Here is a 19,762-nt window from a genome sequence, read left to right as displayed (position 1 = left end):
AACAGGGCAGCCTAAACGTCGAAGGAGCCTTTGGCGGCGGCCAGGACCTTCGGTGGACGGTCCACAAACCGCTTGGCCCAGGCCAGGGCCGCGTCGAAGACGCCGTCCGGGGCCACCATCTCGTCGATCAGGCCCATCGCCAGTGCCTCCTTGGCGTTGACGAACCTGCCGGTGAACACCAGGTCCTTGGCTTTGCTCTCACCGGCAGTGCGCGCCAGGCGGGCGGTGCCGCCCTGCGGTACCCGCCCGGCCAGGATCTCGGTCGCGCCGAATTTGACGTTGTCGCCCGCCACACGCCAGTCCGCGGCCAGCGCGAGGTTCAGCCCGCCGCCGAGGGCATACCCGGTGATCGCCGCGACCGTCGGTTTCGGCACCGTGGCCAACGCCTCGACCGCCTCCGTGCACACCCGTGCGGCCGCCTCGGCTTCCGCGGCGCTGAGTGTGCTCAGCTCTGGCACATCGTCGCCTGCGGAGAAGACCTCGTGACCGCCGAACACGATCACCGCGCAGAGGTCTTCACGCTTGCCGAGATCAGCTGTCGCGGCGACGATCTCGCGATACAGCTGGCGGGTCAGTGCATTGCTGGGCGGTCGCGACAGCAGCAGTGTCGCGATGCCGGGCTGCTCATCGCTGGTATGGATGGAGACGAACTCGTTCATCGGTTGCCGTACCCATCGGGTGCGCGCCGGTTGCGGGCGGCGTTGTAACGGTCGCTGTTGAAGAACTCGATCTCCCAGTTGCCGGTGTCCTTGTTGGCCGCCAGGTGCGGTTCGACAGCGACGATCTGACGCTGGACGGCAAGCACTTCCGCGACGGTGCGGCCGTTGAGCGAATCGAGCTGCGTCCACGTCGGCGGCAGCAGGAACGTCTTGCCGTCGGCGAATTCGTCGAGGGCGGCCTGCGGCGTGGTCCAGAAGGCGCGGTCGGTTTCGGTGTTGTCGCCGTCGGCGCGCTGACCTTCTGGCAGGGCGCCGACGAAGAAGTAGGTGTCGTAGCGGCGGGTGCGCTCCTCTTTCGGCGTCACCCAATTCGCCCACGGGCGTAGCAGATCCGCGCGCAGCACGAGGTTTTCCTTGCGCAGAAACTCGCCGAACGACAGTGATCGGTCTTCCAGCGCGGCGCGCTGGTCGGAGTAGATCGATGCGTCGCGCACGATGCTATCCGGATCGTCGAGGGGGCCGGCGAACAGCACGCCCGACTCTTCGAACGTCTCGCGGGCGGCGGCGCAGACCAACGCCTCGGCCAGGTCCGGCTCGACGCCGAACCGCTGGGCCCACCAATCGCAGTCCGGTCCGAACCATGCGATGTCGGCGTTGCGGTCCCGCTCGTCGACGCCACCGCCGGGAAACACCATCACCCCCGCCACGAAATCCATCGCGGAGTGCCGCCGCATCAAGAAAATCTCGATGCCATCGGCGGTGTCGCGCACCAGCATCACGGTGGCCGCAGGCCGCGGAATCAAGGGATCGTCTGTCATTCTCGTCTCCTGTGCGCCGCCCTGCTGCGGGTCCGACGCGCGAAATACCGCCCGTCGACAACGTCGAGCGCAATCGATTGCCCGAACGCCTTCGACAGGTTTTCCGACGTCAACGTGTCCGACAGCAGACCGGAATCGACGATCTTGCCCTCCGACAAGATCAAGCAGTGTGAGAATCCGCGCGGGATCTCCTCCACATGGTGGGTGACGAGCACCAGCGCCGGTGAGTCGGGGTCCTGTGCGAGGTCTTCGAGTCGCGCGAGCAGCTCCTCACGGCCGCCGAGATCAAGCCCGGCGGCCGGCTCATCGAGCAGCAGGAGTTCGGGATCGGTCATCATCGAGCGGGCGATCAGCACCCGCTTGCGCTCGCCCTCGGACAGCGTGCCGTACGTGCGTTCGGCGAGGTGTTCGGCACCGACGCTTTCAAGCATGTCGATGGCCTGGTCATAGTCCACGTCGTCGTATTGCTCGCGCCAGCGGCCCAGCACCGCGTAGCCGGCCGAGACGACGAGGTCGCGCACGACCTCACTGTCGGGAATGCGCTGGGAAAGCGCCGAACTGCTCAACCCCACCCGAGAGCGCAGTTCGGCCATGTCGACGCGGCCCAGCCGCTCGCCCAGCACGAACGCCGTTCCTGACGACGGGTGGTCGTGGGCGGCCGCAATACGCAACAGCGACGTCTTGCCTGCGCCGTTAGGCCCGATCACCACCCAGCGTTCGTCGAGTTCGACCGCCCATGTGATGGGCCCGACCAGCGTCTGGCCGCCTCGTCGCAGGGAGACTTTGGCGAAGTCGATCAGCAGGTCGGGGTCGGCTGCATCAGCTTCGGCGTCGGCCACGTGACCATCGTGCCGTATTCGACGGCTGTCGCTGACCGAGACCCCATCCTGCTTCGTCGTTGATGATCACGCGCTCGGCCCGGCCCGCGGTGCCCTCGACCAGTCGAGCGTTGCGCTGGTCGGTGGCCGCGACCCAGGCGCGAGCTTCGTCCGGGCTCTTGCCGAATTGAATGTGACGCGCGACAAGACGATCGATTCGCGTGGTCTCTTCACTCGCCACGAACCACACCTCATCCATCGCGCGCCGCGCCCGCTCCCATCGAGGTTCGTCCAGCAGCAGGTAGTTGCCCTCGGTGACGACGAGTCGCGCCGAGGGCAGCACGACGAGGGCGGCCGACAACGGTTGCTCGAGTGTGCGGTCGAAGCCCGGGACATACACCGGGTCGTCGACCTCGCTTCTGACCCGTTGCAACACATGGGCATAGCCCGTTACGTCGAACGTATCGGGGGCGCCCTTGCGGTCGCGCGCGCCGATCCGGTCCAGTTGGACGTCGGCCAGATGGAAACCGTCCATCGGCACGTGGGCTACCCAGTCGTCGCCCTCGAGATCGCGGATCCTGGCCAGAAGCGTCTCGACAAGATGCGACTTTCCGGCGCCGGGGCTGCCCGCGATGCCGAGGATGGCCCGCGCCGATCCTGCCGAATTAGACGCCAGCGCGATCGCATCGCGAGCCAGCAGATCCGCTATCGCCATCTGTCGAGTATTGCGGGTCCACGTTGCTCGCCTCGGCGACGGAGTTTGTCGCGCGCCTGCGGCCAGCCTCGGCGACGGAATTATTCGCGCGCCTGCGGCCAGCCTCGGCGACGGAATTATTCGCGCGCCTGCGGCCAGCCTCGGCGACGGAGCCCCACCCACTCACCGCCAGCACCCGCCTCGGCGTGACACGCAGAAACAGTTGCACCAGCGGGCCGATGCCGAACGCGTACAACACGGTGCCGATGCCGACGGTTCCGCCGAGCAGCCAGCCGACCGCCAGCACCGTGGCCTCGATCGAGGTGCGGATCAACCGCACCGAAAGGCCAGTGCGCACCACCAGGCCCGTCATCAACCCGTCGCGGGGACCGGGGCCGAGTGCCGCGCCGATGTAGACGACGGTGCTGAACGCGTTGAGCACGACGGCGCCGACCATCATCGCGATCCGCACAGGAAGCGACGTCGGTGTGGGCAGCACCGCCAGCGCGGCGTCGACGGTCACCGAGATGACGATGACGTTGGCGATGGTGCCGATGCCCGGCCGGGTCCGCAGCGGAATCCACGCCAGCAGCACCACCACACCAACCACCGCGCACGCCACGCCGATGGTCATGCCGGTGTGCCGGGCCAATCCCTGGTGAAAGACGTCCCACGGGTCGAGGCCGAGCCCGGCCCGGACCATCACCGCCATCGAGAAGCCGTAACCGCACAGCCCGACCAGCAGGGCCGCGCCGCGCAGAGTGGCTTTACGCATGGTGTGGGAAGCGAATTCGGATCAGATCTAATTCCCGCCGCACGCGTTCGGCGTCACGGTCAATGAATTCGGCGGGCATGGAGTCCGCCGGCTCGAAGAGCCGGGCCAGTGGCCGGGCCAGTTTGGATGTCCAATTGATGCTCATGACTCGATAATCGGAAGAACTGGCTTGCTTATCAATAGCCAGTTAGCGCATACTGGCCTGCAATGTCAGTGGAAATGCATGCACGTGCGCTCGATGTGGACCTTTTGGCCCGCGAGCTGGGCAACTGGCGCAGGTCCAGTCACAGCGGCCCGGCCTACCAGGGGCTGGCCGACGGCATCCGGATGTTGATCGTCGACGGTCGGCTTCCCGTCGGAGCGCAGCTGCCCAGTGAGCGCGCGCTCGCCGACGCACTGCGGGTGTCGCGCACCACCGTCACCGCCGCCTACACCCAACTGCGCGACGACGGCTATCTCAACGGCCGTCGGGGGGCGCGCAGCACCACTGCCCTACCCATCACGACCGACGCCCCCACACCCGCCGTCACAGCACCGGCGGCCAGCCTCGCCGAGGCGACATTGGCCGCGCCGGCCAGCGCGCTGATGGAAGCGTTCGCCGACGCCGCCCACGAGGTGATGCCGTACCTGCACGACATCGGTGTCGAACTCACCGGAGTTGCCCCGCTGCGCGAGGCGATCGCCGAAAGGTATTGCGCCCGCGGCTTACCCACCGAGCCCGACGAGATCATGGTGACGACCGGCGCCCTGCACGCCATCGGGTTGATCCTCGCTACCTACACACAACCCGGCGATCGGGTGCTGGTCGAGCAGCCGACCTACCACGGCGCGCTGTCGGCGATCACCACCAGCGGTGCGCGACCGGTGCCGGTGGCCATGGCCGATGACGGCTGGGAGTTGGACGCCATTCAGGCCGCGGTGCGCCAGCTCTCACCGAATCTGGCCTATCTGGTGGTCGACAATCACAACCCCACCGGCATGACGTTGTCAGAACCAGACCGTCGCCGCCTCGGCAGCATCATCGCCGAAACCCGCACTCGCACAATCATTGACGAAACCATCGCCGACATGTGGCTAGACCGGCCGGTGCCTCCGCCGATGGCGGCGTTCATGCCTTCGCGACGCGATCTGCTCATCACCATCGGATCGGTATCCAAATCGTTCTGGGGCGGATTGCGCATCGGCTGGATCCGCGCCGAACGCAGCACGCTTGCCACCATCGCCGCGGTGCGTCCCTCGATCGACATGGGTACAGCGATCGTCGAACAACTGGCCGCGGCGCGCCTGTTCGCCAAGTCCGACGAGTTGCTGGCGGAGCGGCGTGAGATTCTGCGCCATCGTCGGGAACTGTTGAGAGTGCTTCTGCGCGAACATCTTCCGGATTGGTCGGCCAGCGACAGTCACGGCGGCATGTCGCTGTGGATACGGCTGCCCGCACCCACCAGTTCGGCGTTGTCGGCCGCCGCGTCGCGGATCGGTTTGGTGGTGCCGCCAGGGCCGCGGTTCGGCGTCGACGGGACGCTCGAGCGCTTCATCCGGGTGCCCTACACGCTGCCCGACGACAGGCTGGCCGAGGCGGTCCAGCTGCTCGCGCGCGCCTGGCACAGCGTGACCGGAACGGCGACCGCCGACTCACGTGCGGTGGTCGTTTAACCCTTCATGAGTTCGCCGACGTGCGCGCTCACCGAATCAGCAAGGCCCTGAAGGTCATAGCCGCCTTCGAGTACCGCGACGACGCGCCCGTCGCAATGCTTCTCAGCCGATTGCATGATCGCGCGTGTCACCCACGCGAAGTCGTCGGCGGTCATCTGCAACGAACCAAGCGGATCGCGCTCGTGTGCATCGAAACCGGCCGACACGATGATCAACTCCGGTTGGAACGCGTCGAGCGCGGGGAGGATCCGATCCTCGAACGCCTCGCGCAATTCCGCACCACCGTCGCCGGCGGCCAGCGGCGAGTTGAAAATGTTGCCGACACCGGTCTCGCGGACCGCGCCGGTGCCGGGGAACAGCGGCATCTGATGAGTCGACGCGTACAGCACGCTCGGGTCGGAGTAGAAGATCTCCTGCGTGCCGTTGCCGTGGTGAACGTCGAAATCGACGATCGCGACCCGCTGCAATCCGTGCTCGCGCTGCGCATGCCGGGCACCGATGCTGATGTTGTTGAAGAGGCAGAACCCCATCGCCCGTTCGGTCTCCGCATGGTGGCCCGGCGGCCGGCATGCGACAAACGCGTTCTGCACTTCCCCGCTGAGCACCTTGTCGACCGCCTGTACCGTCGCACCGACGCCGCGCAGCACGACCTCCCACGTCGACGGTTCCATCATGGTGTCGCCACCGTCGAGGTAGACGTATCCGGCGTCGGGCCGGGCAGCCTCGAGGCCGTCGACATAGCGGTTGCTGTGCACGTAGCGGGTGGTATCGAGGTCAGCGAGTTCGGCCTCCACACGAACCAACGGGTCGAACTCGGGCCCGCCGAGGACCGACTCCACCACGCGGTACCGGTCGGGCCGCTCCGGGTGTCCATGGGCGGTTCGATGATTGGCGAAGCACGAGTGGTGCAAAAGCAGGGTGGTCATGGCGCTCAGTCCCTCGTCGAATACTGTATGCAGAGCCTAGCGCATGCGCGGACTCTCCGGATCACTCCGGAATCTCGACCCGACGCACTACCCCGTCGCGCGAGTCGGCGGCCTCGATCTCGCCACGGGTGACGCCCAGAATGAACAGCACGGTGTCGAGATACGGGTGGCTCAGCGACGCATCGGCGACCTCCCGCAGCGCGGGCTTGGCGTTGAACGCGACCCCGAGCCCGGCGGCCGACAACATGTCGATGTCGTTGGCCCCGTCGCCCACCGCGACCGTCTGCTCCATCGGTACCCCGGCTTGGGCGGCAAAATCCCTCAGCGCCTTGGCTTTTCCGGCGCGATCGATAACCGGACCAATCACCCGGCCGGTCAGCTTTCCACCGACGATCTCGAGTTCGTTGGCAGCGACGAAGTCCATCTTCAACTCGTGCGCCAACGGATCGATGACCTGCCGAAAGCCACCGGACACAATGCCGCAGTGGTAGCCGAGCCGGCGCAGCGTGCGCAGAGTGGTCCGCGCTCCCGGGGTCAGCTCGATCTGGTCGGCGACATCGTCGAGCACCTCGGCGGGCAGCCCCTCCAGCGTCGCGACCCTGCGGTGCAACGACTCTGCGAAGTCCAATTCCCCGCGCATCGCTGCCTCGGTGACCGCGGCCACGGCAGCCTCCGCACCCGCGCGGGCGGCCAGCATCTCGATGACCTCACCCTGGATCAGGGTCGAGTCAACGTCGAAGACGATGAGCCGCTTGGCACGTCGCGACAGGCTGTAGTCCTCCAACGCGATGTCGACACCCTCGTTCACGGCCACCCGCGCCATCGCGGCCTGTAGCTGTTCGTAGACGCCGTTCGGCGGCACCGACACCCGCAGTTCCAAACCCGTCACGGGATAGTCGGACACACCACGGATGAAGTCGATGTTGACGCCGAGCGCGGCCAATTCCCTGGCCACCACGCCGAACGACTCGGCGGTGATGGGCCTGCCCAGCACGACGATGGTGTGCGTCGACGGCTCGCGCATCACCGGCATTGAATCGCTGCGCTCGATTGTGACGTCAAGGCCGACACCGTGAATGGCGTCCTCGACCGCGCGACGAAGCTCCGACCCACCGGCCACATCGGGCGCACCGACCACCAGCACGCCCAGCGTCAGTCGGCCGCGGATGACGACCTGTTCGACGTTGAGGAGCTCGACCTTGTGCCGAGACAACACCTCGAACAACGCCGATGTGACGCCCGGTTGATCTGGTCCGGTGACGGTGATCAACAGCGATGAGCGCTCGCGCGGAGTGGGGGTACCACCCGCCCGAAGGGCGGAGGGACCGATGGGTGGTGCCACCTTTCGACCTTTACCCCCGACGACCAGAGGTCAGGTGCGGACGTTCGCGTCGTCCAACCGCGTGACGTCGCCGTCGTCGGGGCCGTGTGCGCGGCCGACGTGGGCTTCGGCGCGCATCCGATCCACCATGTGCGGATAGTGCAGTTCGAACGCCGGCCGCTCGGAGCGGATGCGGGGCAGTTCGGTGAAGTTGTGCCGCGGCGGCGGGCAGCTGGTAGCCCATTCCAGTGAGTTGCCGTAGCCCCACGGGTCGTCGACCAGAACCGGTTCGCCGTAGCGCCAGCTCTTGAACACGTTCCACACGAACGGGATGGTCGAGAGCCCGAGAATGAACGCCCCGATGGTGGACACCACGTTGAGCGTGGTGAATCCGTCGGTGGGCAGGTAGTCGGCGTAGCGGCGCGGCATGCCCTCATCGCCGAGCCAGTGCTGCACCAGGAAGGTGGTGTGAAACCCGATGAACGTCAACCAGAAGTGCAGCTTGCCCAGCCGTTCGTCGAGCAGTCGGCCGGTCATCTTGGGGAACCAGAAGTAGATGCCCGCATAGGTGGCGAACACGATGGTGCCGAACAGCACGTAATGGAAGTGCGCCACCACGAAGTAGGAGTCGGTGACGTGGAAGTCCAGCGGCGGGCTGGCCAGCAGCACACCGGAAAGACCACCGAGCAAGAAGGTGACCAAAAAGCCGACCGAAAACAGCATCGGCGTCTCGAAGGTCAACTGGCCCTTCCACATCGTGCCGATCCAGTTGAAGAACTTGATACCGGTGGGCACCGCGATCAGGAACGTCATGAACGAGAAGAACGGCAACAGCACCGCGCCGGTCGCGTACATGTGGTGCGCCCACACCGCCACTGACAGCGCGGCGATCGACAGCGTCGCGTAGATCAGCGTGGTGTAGCCGAAGATCGGCTTGCGGGAGAACACCGGGAAGATCTCGGTGACGATGCCGAAGAACGGCAACGCGATGATGTACACCTCGGGGTGGCCGAAGAACCAGAACAGGTGCTGCCACAGCAGCACACCGCCGTTGGCCGGGTCGTAGATGTGCGCGCCGAGGTGGCGGTCGGCGGCCAGGCCGAACAGCGCGGCGGTCAGCAGCGGGAAGGCCAGCAGCACCAGGATCGACGTCACGAGGATGTTCCAGGTGAAGATCGGCATCCGGAACATCGTCATGCCCGGGGCGCGCATGCAGACCACCGTGGTGATCATGTTGACGCCACCGAGGATGGTGCCGAGACCACCGACGGCCAAGCCCATGATCCACAGGTCACCACCGGCGCCAGGAGAGTGGATCGCGTCGGTCAGCGGCGTGTAGGCGGTCCAGCCGAAGTCCGCTGCGCCGCCCGGGGTGATGAAGCCGGCGATCGCGATCATCGCGCCGAACAGGAACAGCCAGAACGAGAACGCGTTCAGCCGCGGGAACGCCACGTCCGGCGCGCCGATCTGCAGCGGCAGCACCAGGTTGGCGAACCCGAACACGATCGGGGTCGCGTAGAACAGCAGCATCACCGTGCCGTGCATGGTGAACAGCTGGTTGAACTGCTCGTTGGACAAAAACTGCAGCCCCGGCAGCGCGAGCTCGGTGCGCATGAACAGCGCCATCAGCCCACCGATGAAGAAGAAGATGAAGCAGGCGACGCAGTACATGATGCCGATCATCTTGTGATCGGTCGTGGTGATGAGCTTGTAGACCAGGTTGCCCTTCGGACCGAGCCGAGCCGGGAACGGACGGCGAGCCTCAAGTTCTCCAATTGGGGGCGCTTCGGCTACCAACAGGTCCTCCAAACATCCGGTCGGGACATCCCCGCAAGTCTTCAGATACGAATCCTAACCTTCGAACCTGCCCGAAGTCGGGGTGGTCCTACAAACGGTCGTAATTGCCGCCCCGTATCGCCCAACCAGCTGGAAAGTGCGCGGATGTTACGGTCGGCGACGTGCTGATCAGCGGGAGGCGGACTAGCGCCGTCGCGGGCTCCGCCGCCGCGATCACCGCCGTTGTGGTGACACTGGCCAGCGGATGCAGCGTGTCGGGCGGCGACGAGCAGTCAACCGGCGGCGAGCGCTCCGTCATCACCAGCACCACCAAGATCGCGAGCGCCGGCGTGCTGGGCAATCAACGCAGGCCGGACGAATCCTGCGCACCCGATCCCGCTGGCGTCGACCCCGGTCCGCCGGACCGCGAGGTCCGCCATGCGGCAGGCACCTCCACCGTGCACGCGGACCCGCAGCGCATCGTCGTGTTATCAGGTGACCAGCTCGACGCGCTGTGCGCACTCGGGCTGCAGTCGCGGATCGTCGCCGCCGCCCTGCCGGACGGCTCCGACAGCCAGCCGTCCTATCTGGGCACGGTCGTGCACAAGGTGCGCGGTGCGGGTAGCCGCAGTGAGCCCAACTTCGACGCGATCAAGGCGGCCAACCCCGACCTGATCCTCGGCTCCGCCGCGCTGACACCGGACGCCTATCCACAGCTGACCGCGATCGCGCCGACGGTGTTCACCGGGCCGCCCGGCGCCAAGTGGGAGGACAACCTGCGCACGGTGGGCGCGGCGACGGGACGGCTGGACGCCGCCAATGGACTGGTCGACGGCTTTGAAAAGGACGCCGACAAGACGGGCGCCGACAACGACGCCACGCACTTTCAGGCGTCGGTCGTGCAATTCACCGATACCACGATGCGCGTCTACGGCGTAGACACCTTCCCCGGCAGCGTCCTCGCTGCTGTCGGTGTCGATCGTCCTGCGGCACAACGCTTTACAGACAAGCCGTACGTCGAGATCGGCATCACCGACACCGACTTGGAACACTCCCCCGACTTCTCGGCCGCGGACGGCGACATCGTGTACATCTCGTTCGCGTCGCCGGCCGCGAAAGATCGCGCGCCGACCGTGCTCAACAGCGCCGCGTGGAAGAAGCTGTCGGCCAACCGCGACAACCGGGTCTTCGCGGTCAACAACGAGGTGTGGCAGACCGGCGAGGGCATCGTCGCCGCCCGCGGCATCCTCGCCGACTTGAAGTGGGTCAACGCTCCGATCAACTAATGTCGCGCGGGTGTTCCATGTATTGAGGTCGACCTACCTGCAACCGCCCGACATCGTCGAGCAGACCCGTCCGGCCCATCTGGAATGGCTCAACGGAGAGGTCGCCGCCGGGCGGATCCTGCTCGCGGGACGTCTGGAGGACGGGTCAGGCGCCGTGCTGGTCACCGGAGACATGACCGACGAGGACGTACAGGACATCGTCGACCGCGACCCCTACACGCCCGCAGGCGCAGCACGCTACGAGCGCGTCTCGTTCAACGGCGCGTTCTGCGCGCCAGGCATCTAGGCTCCAACTCACAGCCGATTACGGGATTACGGCCGACGCCTCGGTCGTTGGATTCCTTGGGCCGCATCGTTGCGGCGATTCCATTCGGGCTTCGCTAGCCACTTGGCGCTTGCTGAGACGAGATCAAAAGAGGTTGTGATGAGCACTGTTTCCGCCTATGCCGCATCGTCGGCCACCGAACCGCTGACCAAGACCACGATTACTCGCCGCGACGTAGGCCCGCACGATGTCGCGTTCGACATTCATTTCGCGGGCATCTGTCACTCCGACATCCACACCGTGAAGTCCGAGTGGGGTGAGCCGCTGTACCCCGTCGTCCCGGGCCACGAGATCGCGGGTGTCGTCACCGAGGTCGGCGCCGAGGTGACCAAGTACAAGGTCGGCGACCGCGTCGGCGTCGGGTGCTTCGTCGACTCCTGCCGTGAATGCGACAACTGCAAGGCCGGCTTGGAGCAGTACTGCACCGACGGCGGCATGACCGGTACCTACAACGCCGTCGGCAGGGACGGTGAGAAGACGTATGGCGGCTACAGCGGCGCCATCGTGGTCGACGAGAACTACGTGCTGCGCATTCCCGACAGCCTCCCCCTCGACGCCGCCGCACCCCTGCTGTGCGCGGGCATCACGCTGTATTCGCCTCTGCGGCACTGGGATGCGGGCCCCGGCAAGCGCGTCGCCGTCATCGGCCTCGGCGGACTGGGCCACATGGGCGTCAAATTGGCGCACGCGATGGGTGCGCACGTGACCGTGCTGAGCCAGTCCCTGAAGAAGATGGAGGACGGCCTGCGCCTCGGGGCCGACGAGTACTACGCGACCAGCGACCCTGAGACTTTCACCAAGTTGGCGGGCAGCTTCGACGTGATCCTGAACACCGTGTCGGCGAACCTGGACATGGGTGACTACCTCAACCTGCTCGCCACCGACGGCACGCTCGTCGAACTCGGCATCCCGGAGAAGCCGATGCCGGTACCGGTCTTCCCGCTGGCGGCGGGCCGCCGCAGCCTCTCGGGTTCGATGATCGGCGGTATCGCCGAAACCCAGGAGATGCTCGACTTCTGCGCCGAGCACGATGTGCAGCCCGAAATCGAGGTCATCACACCGGATTACATCAATGAGGCCTACGAACGCGTGCTCGCCAGCGACGTGCGGTACCGCTTCGTGATCGACACGGAGTCACTGCGGTGACGACATCGGACTCCGAGTCACTGCGGTGACGACATCGGACTCCGAGTCACTGCGCAACTAGACGGACTCGTCGCCAACGCCGGTCAGCGGCCACCCGGCCGCGGCCAGTTTGGCGGCGACCTGTTGCACGTTCTGCGGACCGGCGTCGTGATGCGCGACGTCCTTGATGAACGCCGCGATTTCGTCCTCGCCGATTTTGCCGTCGGCGAGTGCTGCCGAGCTTTCTGCGGTGATGTGCCGGACCACCTCCTTGATCTGGTCTTCGGTCAGCGGAGTGGCGCGTAGCAGCGCCAGCAGCGGCACCCGGTCGGGGCCGGGAACGCCTTCCGGATAGCCGGCGCGCAGCCAGTTCAGGATCGAGTGCAGAAACGACGTGGCGGCCACGATGCCAGTGTCGTTGCTGTGGAGTGGCTACGCCATAGCGAATTTCACAGGCTGGCGGTCTTTCGCTGCCTGTTCACTGTGACCGGGCTTGGAATCCGCGAGTTGTGTTACGAGCGTGTGTACTCCGGTTGTCGAGTCGACGGAGTGATGCGACGCTCACTGCGGACTGCATCGTCGCGGGCCATTCATGCCCGTCGATCCGAACCAGGAGGCCCGCGGTGACAACTGAACCCGCAGCCGTTGAGACCACCGTCGCGCCGGCGGCAGGCCTGAAAAAGGGCGCCATCGGCATCGTGGCGGTCATCTTCATGGCCGTCGCCAACGCCGCACCGATCACCGCGATGACCGGCAACGTCCCGATCGCCGTCGGCTTCGGCAACGGACTGGGCGCGCCCGCAGGATTTCTGTTCGCGACGGTCGTCTTGACGGTGTTCGCGCTCGGATACGTCGCGATGGCCAAACACATCACCACCACGGGAGCGTTCTACGGCTTCATCTCACACGGACTCGGCCAGGTGTGGGGCATGGCCAGCGGTCTGCTGGCCACGTTCGCGTACGTGATCTTCGAGGGGTCGCTGATCGGCGGGTGCGCGTACTTCGCCAACGATGCGGTGAACACCCTTGTGGGAGTGAACATCCCGTGGTTGGTGTTCGCGATCGCTGCGATTCTCGTCATCGCCGCGCTCTGCCACTTCCACATCACGCTGACCGCAGCGATCCTCGGCGTCACGCTGGTCTCCGAGGTGCTGGTCCTGTTGGCGCTCGCGTTCTCGGTGATCTTCAAGGGCGGCGGCCCAGACGGTTTCATGCTCAACCAGACGGTGCTGCTGAACAACGCTTTCGAGAGCCTGCCCGCAGGTGCGTTCGGCACCGCCGCGGCGGCGGGATCGATGGCGATCGGCTTGTTCTTCGCGTTCTGGTCGTGGGTGGGCTTCGAGACGACGGCCGTCTACGGCGAGGAGTCACGCAATCCGAAGAAGATCATCCCGCGCGCGACGCTGATTGCCGTGATCGGTTTGGGGCTGTTCTACACGTTCATCTCCGCGATGGTGATTGCGGGCAACGGCGCCAAGAACTCCGTCGACACCTCGATCAGCGCGTCGCCGCTGGACCTGTTCTTCGGGCTGGTGAAAGCCAACCTCGGCGGCGTCCTGCTCGACGTCTACAAGATCCTGCTCGTCATCGGATCGTTTGCATGCGCGTTGGCGTTTCACAACGCGGCGTCCCGGTATCTGTACGCGCTCGGTCGTGAAATCCCCTCCAACGCAGTACGTTCCACCATCGGTGAAACACATCTCAAACACGGATCGCCCCACATCGCTTCTGCGGTACAGGCGGTCATCACGTTGGTGATTGTGCTGCTGTTCGCCGGGTTCACGGCGGTGCAGGTGCCCGATGCCAACGGCGCTCCGGTGGACACCCCGTCGCTGGTGCCCTACACGAACATCTACGGCCTGCTGGCGCTGATCGGCACGGCGGCGATCCTGCTTGTGCAGGCGATCTGCTCAGCCGCGGTGATCTGGTACTTCTGGGTGCGAAAGACCCACCGGGGCAACGTGATCACCACACTGATCGCTCCGTTGATCGGCGGCACGGCGATGCTCTATGTGGTCTGGCTGCTATGGGACAACCGCGCGTTTGCCGCCGGCTATGCGGCGAACTCATTGGTGTTCAAGTCCGCCCCGTACCTCATCGTGTCCGTGTTCGTCATCGGTCTGGCGTACGCAGGGTGGATGCGGTACGCGAAGCCCGAGGCCTACGCCGAGATCGGCCGCACGGTGATGGAGGACGCGCACGAGCGCGCGGAAAACTAGCGCCGCGGACAGCCGGGGCGCCGACACTACGGTTGCTGACGACTTTTCCGCCGATCGTCAGAAACCGTAGTCTCGCGGAGGGTCATCAAGAAAGCTCCAAGCCGTAGACCGCACTCTGTCCGCCCGGCGCGACGGCCCCGACGACCCTTCCGTTCACCGACCTCGGCGCGGCCTCCGGCGTCGCGGTGGACACCACAGGAACCGTCTACGTCAGCGACTCGAAGGCCGGGCAGGTGCGCAGGCTTCCGGCCGGCGCGACCCGCTCAACGGTCCTACCGTTCGGCGACCTCGATCGACCCGCCGGCCTCGCGGTTGACGGGGCAGGCAATGTTTACGTGTCGGACTACAGCGCGAACCGGGTGCTCGAGTTGCCCGTAGGCGCCGATCACCCGGAAGTGCTGCCGTTCACCGGCCTTGACAAGCCCTCGGCGCTGGCGGTCGGCAAGTCCGGCGCCGTCTACGTGCTCGACAGCGGAAACTACCGCGTGCTGAAACTGCCGACGCGCTCACGCTAGATTGCTAGCATGCTAGGCTATGCGATGTGGGCGACGAGGACGTCAAGCAGTTCAACGTGTACCTGCCGGTCAGCTTGATCAGACGGGTCAAGCACCACGCCATCGAGACGGAGTCCTCTCTTTCCGCGTTGGTGGCCGATGCGCTGCGGACCTACCTCGACGCCGGCGAAACGCATTCCACGAAGGAGGCGCAATGACGACAGCGGGCATTGAGGCCGTGTTCTTGCAGACCCACAATTGGGGCAAGTCGGCCAGGTTCTTCCAAACGCTGGGCTACGAAATCGAGTTCGAGACCGACCACAACTCCGGCCAACTGCGCCGCGGCGACGGCCCCTACCTGTTCATCGCCGAGGTACCCGAAACCGAGCCCACCGGAAGGCAACTCGTGCTCGGCGTACCCGACGCCGATGCGGTCGAACTCGACGGCTCGGTGGAGGTGGTCAGCGACTGGGAGGACACCCATTGGGGCACAAGGTTGATGACGGTTCGCGACCCCGACGGACGCGAGTGGAAACTGCAGGCACCACAACGATGAGCGACGCATCCTCTGCACCCGACAGCACCGCCGTCCGCACTGCGCTGTGGCGCGCGCTGCACGTCGAACTCGACGCCCCACCGCATGTCCTCGACGACACCATCGGCTTGCGGCTTGCCGATCCCGAGCCTGATTGGCGGTCGCGTGGCGATATGCATCCCAACGGCACCCGCGCGTTCCGCGCCTCGATCGTGGCGCGCGCACGGTATCTGGATGACCTCGTCATCGCCCGTGCGGCCGAAGGCGTCGACCAATACGTCATTCTCGGCGCCGGACTGGACAGCTTCGCGCAACGCCATCCGGACGTCGCCGTGCGGATCTTCGAGGTGGATCAACCCGGTACCCAGGACTGGAAACGGCACAGGCTCCGCGAGATCGGTTTTCCGCCCGGCCAGAACCTGCAGTTCGTACCGGTCGACTTCGAGCGCGGTGAGATGTTTCCGGATGCCTTGCGGGCCAATGGCTTCGACGCAGATCGCCCGACGGTGGTTTCGTCGATGGGTGTCAGTATGTATCTGACCAAGGAAGCGACGGAGACCACGCTTCGGCAGATCGCCGCATTCGCCGACGGGTCGGTGCTGACCATGACGTTCATGCTTCCGCTGGATCTGACTGACGCGGCCGAGCGCCGCATGCAGGAGTCCGTAGAGGCCGCCGCCGCGGCCTCGGGCACGCCGTTCATCAGCCATTACGCACCTGCGCAGATGATCGAAATGTGCCGCGCGGCGGGGTTTTCCAAGGCTGAGCACGTCAGCCCGGACGACTTGACGGCGCGCTACTTCGCCGGACGCGCCGATGGCCTGCGGCCGCCGACGGCCGAACAATTGATCGTCGCGACCGTTTAGACTCTGCTCGCATGAGTAGCCAGCGAGTACCCGGCGGCGTGGTGCACAAGCTGCCCGCGGATCTCCGCAGCGCCCTGATGGGCAACACCGCGGCACTGGCCGCCTGGAAGGACATCACGCCGCTGGCGCGCAACGAGTTCATCTGCTGGGTCGAGGACGCCAAGCAAGACAAGACGCGGGAGCGTCGCATCCGACGGACTCAGGAGGAGCTGGAGGAAGGCATGCGGCGGCCCTGCTGCTGGCCTGGATGCAAGCACCGGGAGCGCACGGGAAAGGCCTAGGCCATCTCGCGGGCCAACGCGATGTGACCCGCAAAGCCGGACCGTTCAGCGCGAACGCGGTAGCGATCCCGGAAGACGCGGTAGCGGTCGTCGTCGCCGCGAACCTGCGCAAGCATCGCGTTCAACCGCAGCAGCGGCAGCTCGTGATAGAGAAATCCGGGCTCGGTCGGCGTTGCTGCGAGGTCGTCGACGGCAGTCTGGGCTTCGGCGACGTCTCCATCGCCGCCTCGGGCGAGCAGTGCCTCGACGAGGACGGTGGTGCACCATCCACGATTCGTCATTTCCCCGGCCGTGATTTCGTCTGCCAGTACGGCCCGACACAGGGCGATCGCACCGTCGTAATCACCCAGCCGGATCTTCTCCGCTGCGATATCGATGTCGACGCACCATGCCGCAACGATGAGGTTGCGGTGCTCGAGAGCCACCCGGCGAACCCTGTGGAGCAGTTCGAAGCCCAACGCGCGATCGGCGTCCCCGCGGCGCACCAGGACCAGCCCGCGGGTGAATTCTGCGTTGGTGAGGGTGAAGTCGTCCCCGAACTGGTCGGCGATCTGTAGTGCGTCAGCCGTATCCCGCAACGCCTCGTCGTCGGCGAGCAGTGCCCAGCTTTGAGTGGCGATGTACTTGAACATCACGACAGCGCAGAACGTAAACTTGTCGGTACTGCGGGCCAGGCTGACCGCGTCGTCGAAGTCTTCGCGCCAACCGGGAATGCCCAACGCGCACCGCGTCGATGCGCGCATCACCAGTGCGAAAGCCAGCGGCGAGCCGACGATCATGTTGCCCATCGTGGGATCGCCACCCGACAGGTCGATGGCACGCTGGCTCAGCGCCATCGCTTCGGTGGCGTCACCCACAGCCCACTTGACGATCATCGCTGTCATCAGCAGCCCTACCGTCAGTTCGGGATCACCGATCGCATCGAGGCGTTCCACATGCTCTGAGGCCAATAGCGAAGCGTCGCTGTACTTCCCGTAGAACTGCATCAAAGTGACCAGCCCTGTTGTCCCGAAGACGAGGGACCGCTTGTCGCCGACCGCCGTTGTGAGTTCTCGCAGTTCCTCGAAGCCGGCGTCGTCCAGCTTCCCGCCGGCGCGCCATGTGGTCGCGCACAACCAGGTGCGGGGGGCGATGCGCATCGCCATCCGACCATCGACGTCGTCCGGGAGTCGGTCGGCGACGTCACGCGCTCGCGCCCAGCTCATCCGCGCACCGGAAATGTCGCGGTGCCGCAACCAGTCCCCCGCCCGCATGTGCCATGTGAACGCTGCCCGCAGGTCGCCTGCGGCCTCCAAATGGTCGGCGACCATCGCGGCTTTTTCGTCCACCGACGCCGGCTCGCGAGCTTCGATCGCGGTGGCCACCCGGCGGTGCAACTCGGCCCGGTCGGATTTCAGTTGTGATTCGTAGGCCACCGCACGGATCAGTGGGTGATGGAATGTGTATTCGTCGGCGGTCGGCCCGCTGTGATCGATCAACTGCCCCATGACGAGGGCATCGACGGCCGGTTCGACGCCCAACGCGGTGACGAGGCCCAGGCGGAATCGCGCGCCGATCACCGCCGCGGCGCACAAGGTGCGCTTGGCCGACTGATCAAGACGGTCGATGCGCGCGGCGATGGTCGCCTGCAGGGTTGCGGGCACGTTGATCTCAGCTACCTCTGCGGCGGACGTGTACTGGCCTGGCTTGCCGCGCAGCACTCCCCGCTCGGTCAACTCGCGCACGATCTCTTCGGCGAAAAACGGTGTACCCGCGGCTCGTTCGGCGATCATCTTGCCGATGGGAGCGACGGTCGGATCGGTGCCGAGCAACTCGGTGATCAACATTGCGGATTCGTCATCGTTCAGCGGTTCGAGGGCAATCGTTTGTGCGCTCGAAATCTGTGCCAGCGCGCCGCGGTATTCGGGTCGGTATGTGACGACCACCAGAGAAGCGGTCTGCGAGATCACGGCAAGGAGGTCCGCGAGCATGGATTCGCTGACCGCATCGATCCAATGCGCGTCCTCCACCACGTAGAGTGCCGGGCGTATCCGCGTCGACGATTCGGCTTCGATGAGTGCCGTCAGCCGCCGTCGTCGGGCATCGGGGTCCACGGCAGGCAACTGGGCGGTCGTCTCTGCAATTCCGAGCAGGTCGTCCAGCAGCAACATGCTTTCCGGGTCGATCTCAGAGAACTTCTGTCGCAACGACTCTCGGGCTGTTTGCGCGTCCAGACCGGCTAGCCCATTGGCAACCCGCAGAAGACGGCCTACGGCGTGGAAGGCGATCTGGCTGGTGTGTGATTCACAGTGTGTGGCGAACACATCCATACCGCGTGCCTCTGCGGTGGCCGAAACCTCGCGAACCAGGCGGCTTTTCCCTATGCCAGGCGGCCCAACCACCGATACCACGGAGCCGTGGCCGTCGACAGCTCGGTTCAGCAAGGCCTCGACCGCGCTCAATTCCGATCGCCGGCCGACCAGATTCGACTCCGCACGCCTGCCGGGTCCGTGATGATCGGTCATTCCCAGCAGCCGGTGGGCGGGTACCGGGTCGACGGCGCCTTTGATGTGGACTAACTCGCGCTCGCCGAGCGTCGCCGTGTGCTCGACCAGCCGCGCCGTGGACGCGCTGAGCATCACTCCACCCGGTGGTGCGACCGACTCCATCCGCTGGGCCATGCCCACTTGCTCGCCAATGGTCGTGTAACCGAACGTTCCAGAACCCATCTCGCCTGCGATCACCTGACCGGAGTTCAGCCCGACCCGCAGGCTCAGCTCTATGCCGTCGCGGCGTCGGACATCAACGGCCAGTTGGTTGGCATGGTCCTGGATCGCCTGCCCCGCGAGGCAGGCACGCACGGCGTGATCCTCCAACGCCACAGGGGCCCCGAACACCGCCATGATCCCGTCGCCGGTGAAACTGCCGACTGTGCCCCCGAACCGCGCCACCACGCGGGCCGACCGGTCGGCCACTTCCGCCATGATTTCGCGCAACCGCTCGGCTCCCACCGCGGCGGCAATGTCCATCGAATGCACCACGTCGGCGAACAGCACCGTGACTTGCTTGTACTCCGCCGAGCGGCGCGCTTGCGTCAGTCGTGCACCACACTGAGCGCAGAACTTCGCGGCGGGGCCGCAGTGCGTGCCGCAGGTATCGCAAATCAGTACCGTCGCCGCACCGTCGACCTCGGCGTCCACCTCAATATCGTG

General features: G+C 65.8%; 21 protein-coding genes. 10 read left to right on the top strand and 11 right to left on the bottom strand.

What is annotated here, in order from left to right; all coding sequences use genetic code 11:
* Window positions 1-11 precede the first annotated feature (11 nt).
* The 6 genes from ACGFK1_RS02070 to ACGFK1_RS02045 are packed head-to-tail and all read right to left on the bottom strand — an operon-like array spanning window position 12 to window position 3,909.
* Window positions 12-659 carry an enoyl-CoA hydratase gene (locus tag ACGFK1_RS02070; protein ID WP_393424840.1) on the bottom strand — a complete coding sequence of 216 codons (648 nt, stop codon included), beginning with the start codon at window positions 657-659 and terminating at the stop codon, window positions 12-14.
* Complete coding sequence (locus ACGFK1_RS02065) at window positions 656-1,477, bottom strand: NUDIX hydrolase (protein WP_393424837.1); 822 nt, start codon at window positions 1,475-1,477, stop codon at window positions 656-658. Before ACGFK1_RS02065 ends, ACGFK1_RS02070 begins: the two co-directional genes overlap by 4 nt.
* On the bottom strand, window positions 1,474-2,334 hold the full coding sequence (locus tag ACGFK1_RS02060; protein WP_393426272.1) for an ABC transporter ATP-binding protein: 861 nt from the start codon (window positions 2,332-2,334) through the stop codon (window positions 1,474-1,476). Before ACGFK1_RS02060 ends, ACGFK1_RS02065 begins: the two co-directional genes overlap by 4 nt.
* Window positions 2,297-3,010, bottom strand: coding sequence for a nucleoside/nucleotide kinase family protein (locus tag ACGFK1_RS02055; RefSeq protein WP_393424834.1), 714 nt, complete (start codon window positions 3,008-3,010; stop codon window positions 2,297-2,299). Before ACGFK1_RS02055 ends, ACGFK1_RS02060 begins: the two co-directional genes overlap by 38 nt.
* On the bottom strand, window positions 2,961-3,764 hold the full coding sequence (locus ACGFK1_RS02050; RefSeq protein ID WP_393424831.1) for a YitT family protein: 804 nt from the start codon (window positions 3,762-3,764) through the stop codon (window positions 2,961-2,963). Before ACGFK1_RS02050 ends, ACGFK1_RS02055 begins: the two co-directional genes overlap by 50 nt.
* The gene (locus ACGFK1_RS02045; RefSeq protein WP_393424828.1) at window positions 3,757-3,909 is read right to left on the bottom strand and encodes a hypothetical protein; all 153 of its coding nucleotides are present in this window, start codon (window positions 3,907-3,909) and stop codon (window positions 3,757-3,759) included. Before ACGFK1_RS02045 ends, ACGFK1_RS02050 begins: the two co-directional genes overlap by 8 nt.
* 62 nt (window positions 3,910-3,971) lie before the next feature.
* Here ACGFK1_RS02045 and ACGFK1_RS02040 point away from each other — a divergent pair, with 62 nt between their 5' ends.
* Window positions 3,972-5,417 carry a PLP-dependent aminotransferase family protein gene (locus ACGFK1_RS02040; RefSeq protein ID WP_393424825.1) on the top strand — a complete coding sequence of 482 codons (1,446 nt, stop codon included), beginning with the start codon at window positions 3,972-3,974 and terminating at the stop codon, window positions 5,415-5,417.
* Here ACGFK1_RS02040 and ACGFK1_RS02035 read toward each other — a convergent pair.
* The 3 genes from ACGFK1_RS02035 to ctaD form a co-directional block, all read right to left on the bottom strand.
* A complete protein-coding gene (locus ACGFK1_RS02035; RefSeq protein ID WP_393424822.1) occupies window positions 5,414-6,343 on the bottom strand; it encodes a histone deacetylase family protein in 930 nt (309 codons plus the stop codon). The genes ACGFK1_RS02040 and ACGFK1_RS02035 overlap by 4 nt on opposite strands.
* Before the next feature lie 61 nt (window positions 6,344-6,404).
* Window positions 6,405-7,673 (bottom strand): phosphoserine phosphatase SerB, encoded by a 1,269-nt coding sequence (gene serB / locus ACGFK1_RS02030; protein WP_393426269.1) that lies wholly within the window; start codon window positions 7,671-7,673, stop codon window positions 6,405-6,407.
* 42 nt (window positions 7,674-7,715) lie between these two features.
* Complete coding sequence (gene ctaD / locus ACGFK1_RS02025; RefSeq protein WP_393424819.1) at window positions 7,716-9,461, bottom strand: cytochrome c oxidase subunit I; 1,746 nt, start codon at window positions 9,459-9,461, stop codon at window positions 7,716-7,718.
* Window positions 9,462-9,622: 161 nt separating this feature from the next.
* Between ctaD and ACGFK1_RS02020 the strand changes: the two genes are divergently transcribed.
* The 3 genes from ACGFK1_RS02020 to ACGFK1_RS02010 all read left to right on the top strand — a co-directional run bounded on the left by ACGFK1_RS02020 (window position 9,623) and on the right by ACGFK1_RS02010 (window position 12,197).
* Window positions 9,623-10,726, top strand: coding sequence for an iron-siderophore ABC transporter substrate-binding protein (locus ACGFK1_RS02020; protein WP_393424816.1), 1,104 nt, complete (start codon window positions 9,623-9,625; stop codon window positions 10,724-10,726).
* Window positions 10,727-10,736: 10 nt separating this feature from the next.
* Entirely contained in the window at window positions 10,737-11,012 is a 276-nt protein-coding gene (locus tag ACGFK1_RS02015; RefSeq protein ID WP_393424813.1) for a YciI family protein, read from the top strand.
* Window positions 11,013-11,150: 138 nt separating this feature from the next.
* Window positions 11,151-12,197 carry an NAD(P)-dependent alcohol dehydrogenase gene (locus tag ACGFK1_RS02010; RefSeq protein ID WP_393424810.1) on the top strand — a complete coding sequence of 349 codons (1,047 nt, stop codon included), beginning with the start codon at window positions 11,151-11,153 and terminating at the stop codon, window positions 12,195-12,197.
* A 57-nt stretch (window positions 12,198-12,254) separates the two neighbouring features.
* Here ACGFK1_RS02010 and ACGFK1_RS02005 read toward each other — a convergent pair whose 3' ends face one another.
* Window positions 12,255-12,581, bottom strand: coding sequence for a DUF3349 domain-containing protein (locus ACGFK1_RS02005; RefSeq protein ID WP_393424807.1), 327 nt, complete (start codon window positions 12,579-12,581; stop codon window positions 12,255-12,257).
* A 218-nt stretch (window positions 12,582-12,799) separates the two neighbouring features.
* On the opposite strand from ACGFK1_RS02005, the gene ACGFK1_RS02000 reads away from it, so the two are divergent.
* From ACGFK1_RS02000 to ACGFK1_RS01975, 6 genes are all read left to right on the top strand, one after another.
* The gene (locus tag ACGFK1_RS02000) at window positions 12,800-14,395 is read left to right on the top strand and encodes an APC family permease (protein WP_393424804.1); all 1,596 of its coding nucleotides are present in this window, start codon (window positions 12,800-12,802) and stop codon (window positions 14,393-14,395) included.
* Window positions 14,396-14,580: 185 nt separating this feature from the next.
* Window positions 14,581-14,910 (top strand): hypothetical protein, encoded by a 330-nt coding sequence (locus ACGFK1_RS01995; protein ID WP_393424801.1) that lies wholly within the window; start codon window positions 14,581-14,583, stop codon window positions 14,908-14,910.
* Window positions 14,911-14,936: 26 nt separating this feature from the next.
* Window positions 14,937-15,107 (top strand): ribbon-helix-helix domain-containing protein, encoded by a 171-nt coding sequence (locus ACGFK1_RS01990; protein WP_393424798.1) that lies wholly within the window; start codon window positions 14,937-14,939, stop codon window positions 15,105-15,107.
* A complete protein-coding gene (locus ACGFK1_RS01985) occupies window positions 15,104-15,445 on the top strand; it encodes a VOC family protein (protein WP_393424795.1) in 342 nt (113 codons plus the stop codon). Before ACGFK1_RS01990 ends, ACGFK1_RS01985 begins: the two co-directional genes overlap by 4 nt.
* Window positions 15,442-16,290 carry a class I SAM-dependent methyltransferase gene (locus tag ACGFK1_RS01980; RefSeq protein ID WP_393424792.1) on the top strand — a complete coding sequence of 283 codons (849 nt, stop codon included), beginning with the start codon at window positions 15,442-15,444 and terminating at the stop codon, window positions 16,288-16,290. The genes ACGFK1_RS01985 and ACGFK1_RS01980 overlap by 4 nt, the downstream gene beginning before the upstream one ends.
* An 11-nt stretch (window positions 16,291-16,301) precedes the next feature.
* On the top strand, window positions 16,302-16,571 hold the full coding sequence (locus ACGFK1_RS01975; RefSeq protein ID WP_393424789.1) for a YdeI/OmpD-associated family protein: 270 nt from the start codon (window positions 16,302-16,304) through the stop codon (window positions 16,569-16,571).
* Here the strand turns inward: ACGFK1_RS01975 and ACGFK1_RS01970 are convergent.
* A complete protein-coding gene (locus ACGFK1_RS01970) occupies window positions 16,568-19,750 on the bottom strand; it encodes an ATP-binding protein (RefSeq protein WP_393424786.1) in 3,183 nt (1,060 codons plus the stop codon). The two genes, ACGFK1_RS01975 and ACGFK1_RS01970, sit on opposite strands and share 4 nt — an antisense overlap.
* Window positions 19,751-19,762: the final 12 nt, after the last annotated feature.

The organism is Mycobacterium sp. NPDC048908, assembly GCF_043197955.1.
In the GTDB taxonomy this organism is placed as follows: domain Bacteria; phylum Actinomycetota; class Actinomycetes; order Mycobacteriales; family Mycobacteriaceae; genus Mycobacterium.
This window is presented reverse-complemented; position numbering and strand designations above follow the sequence as displayed.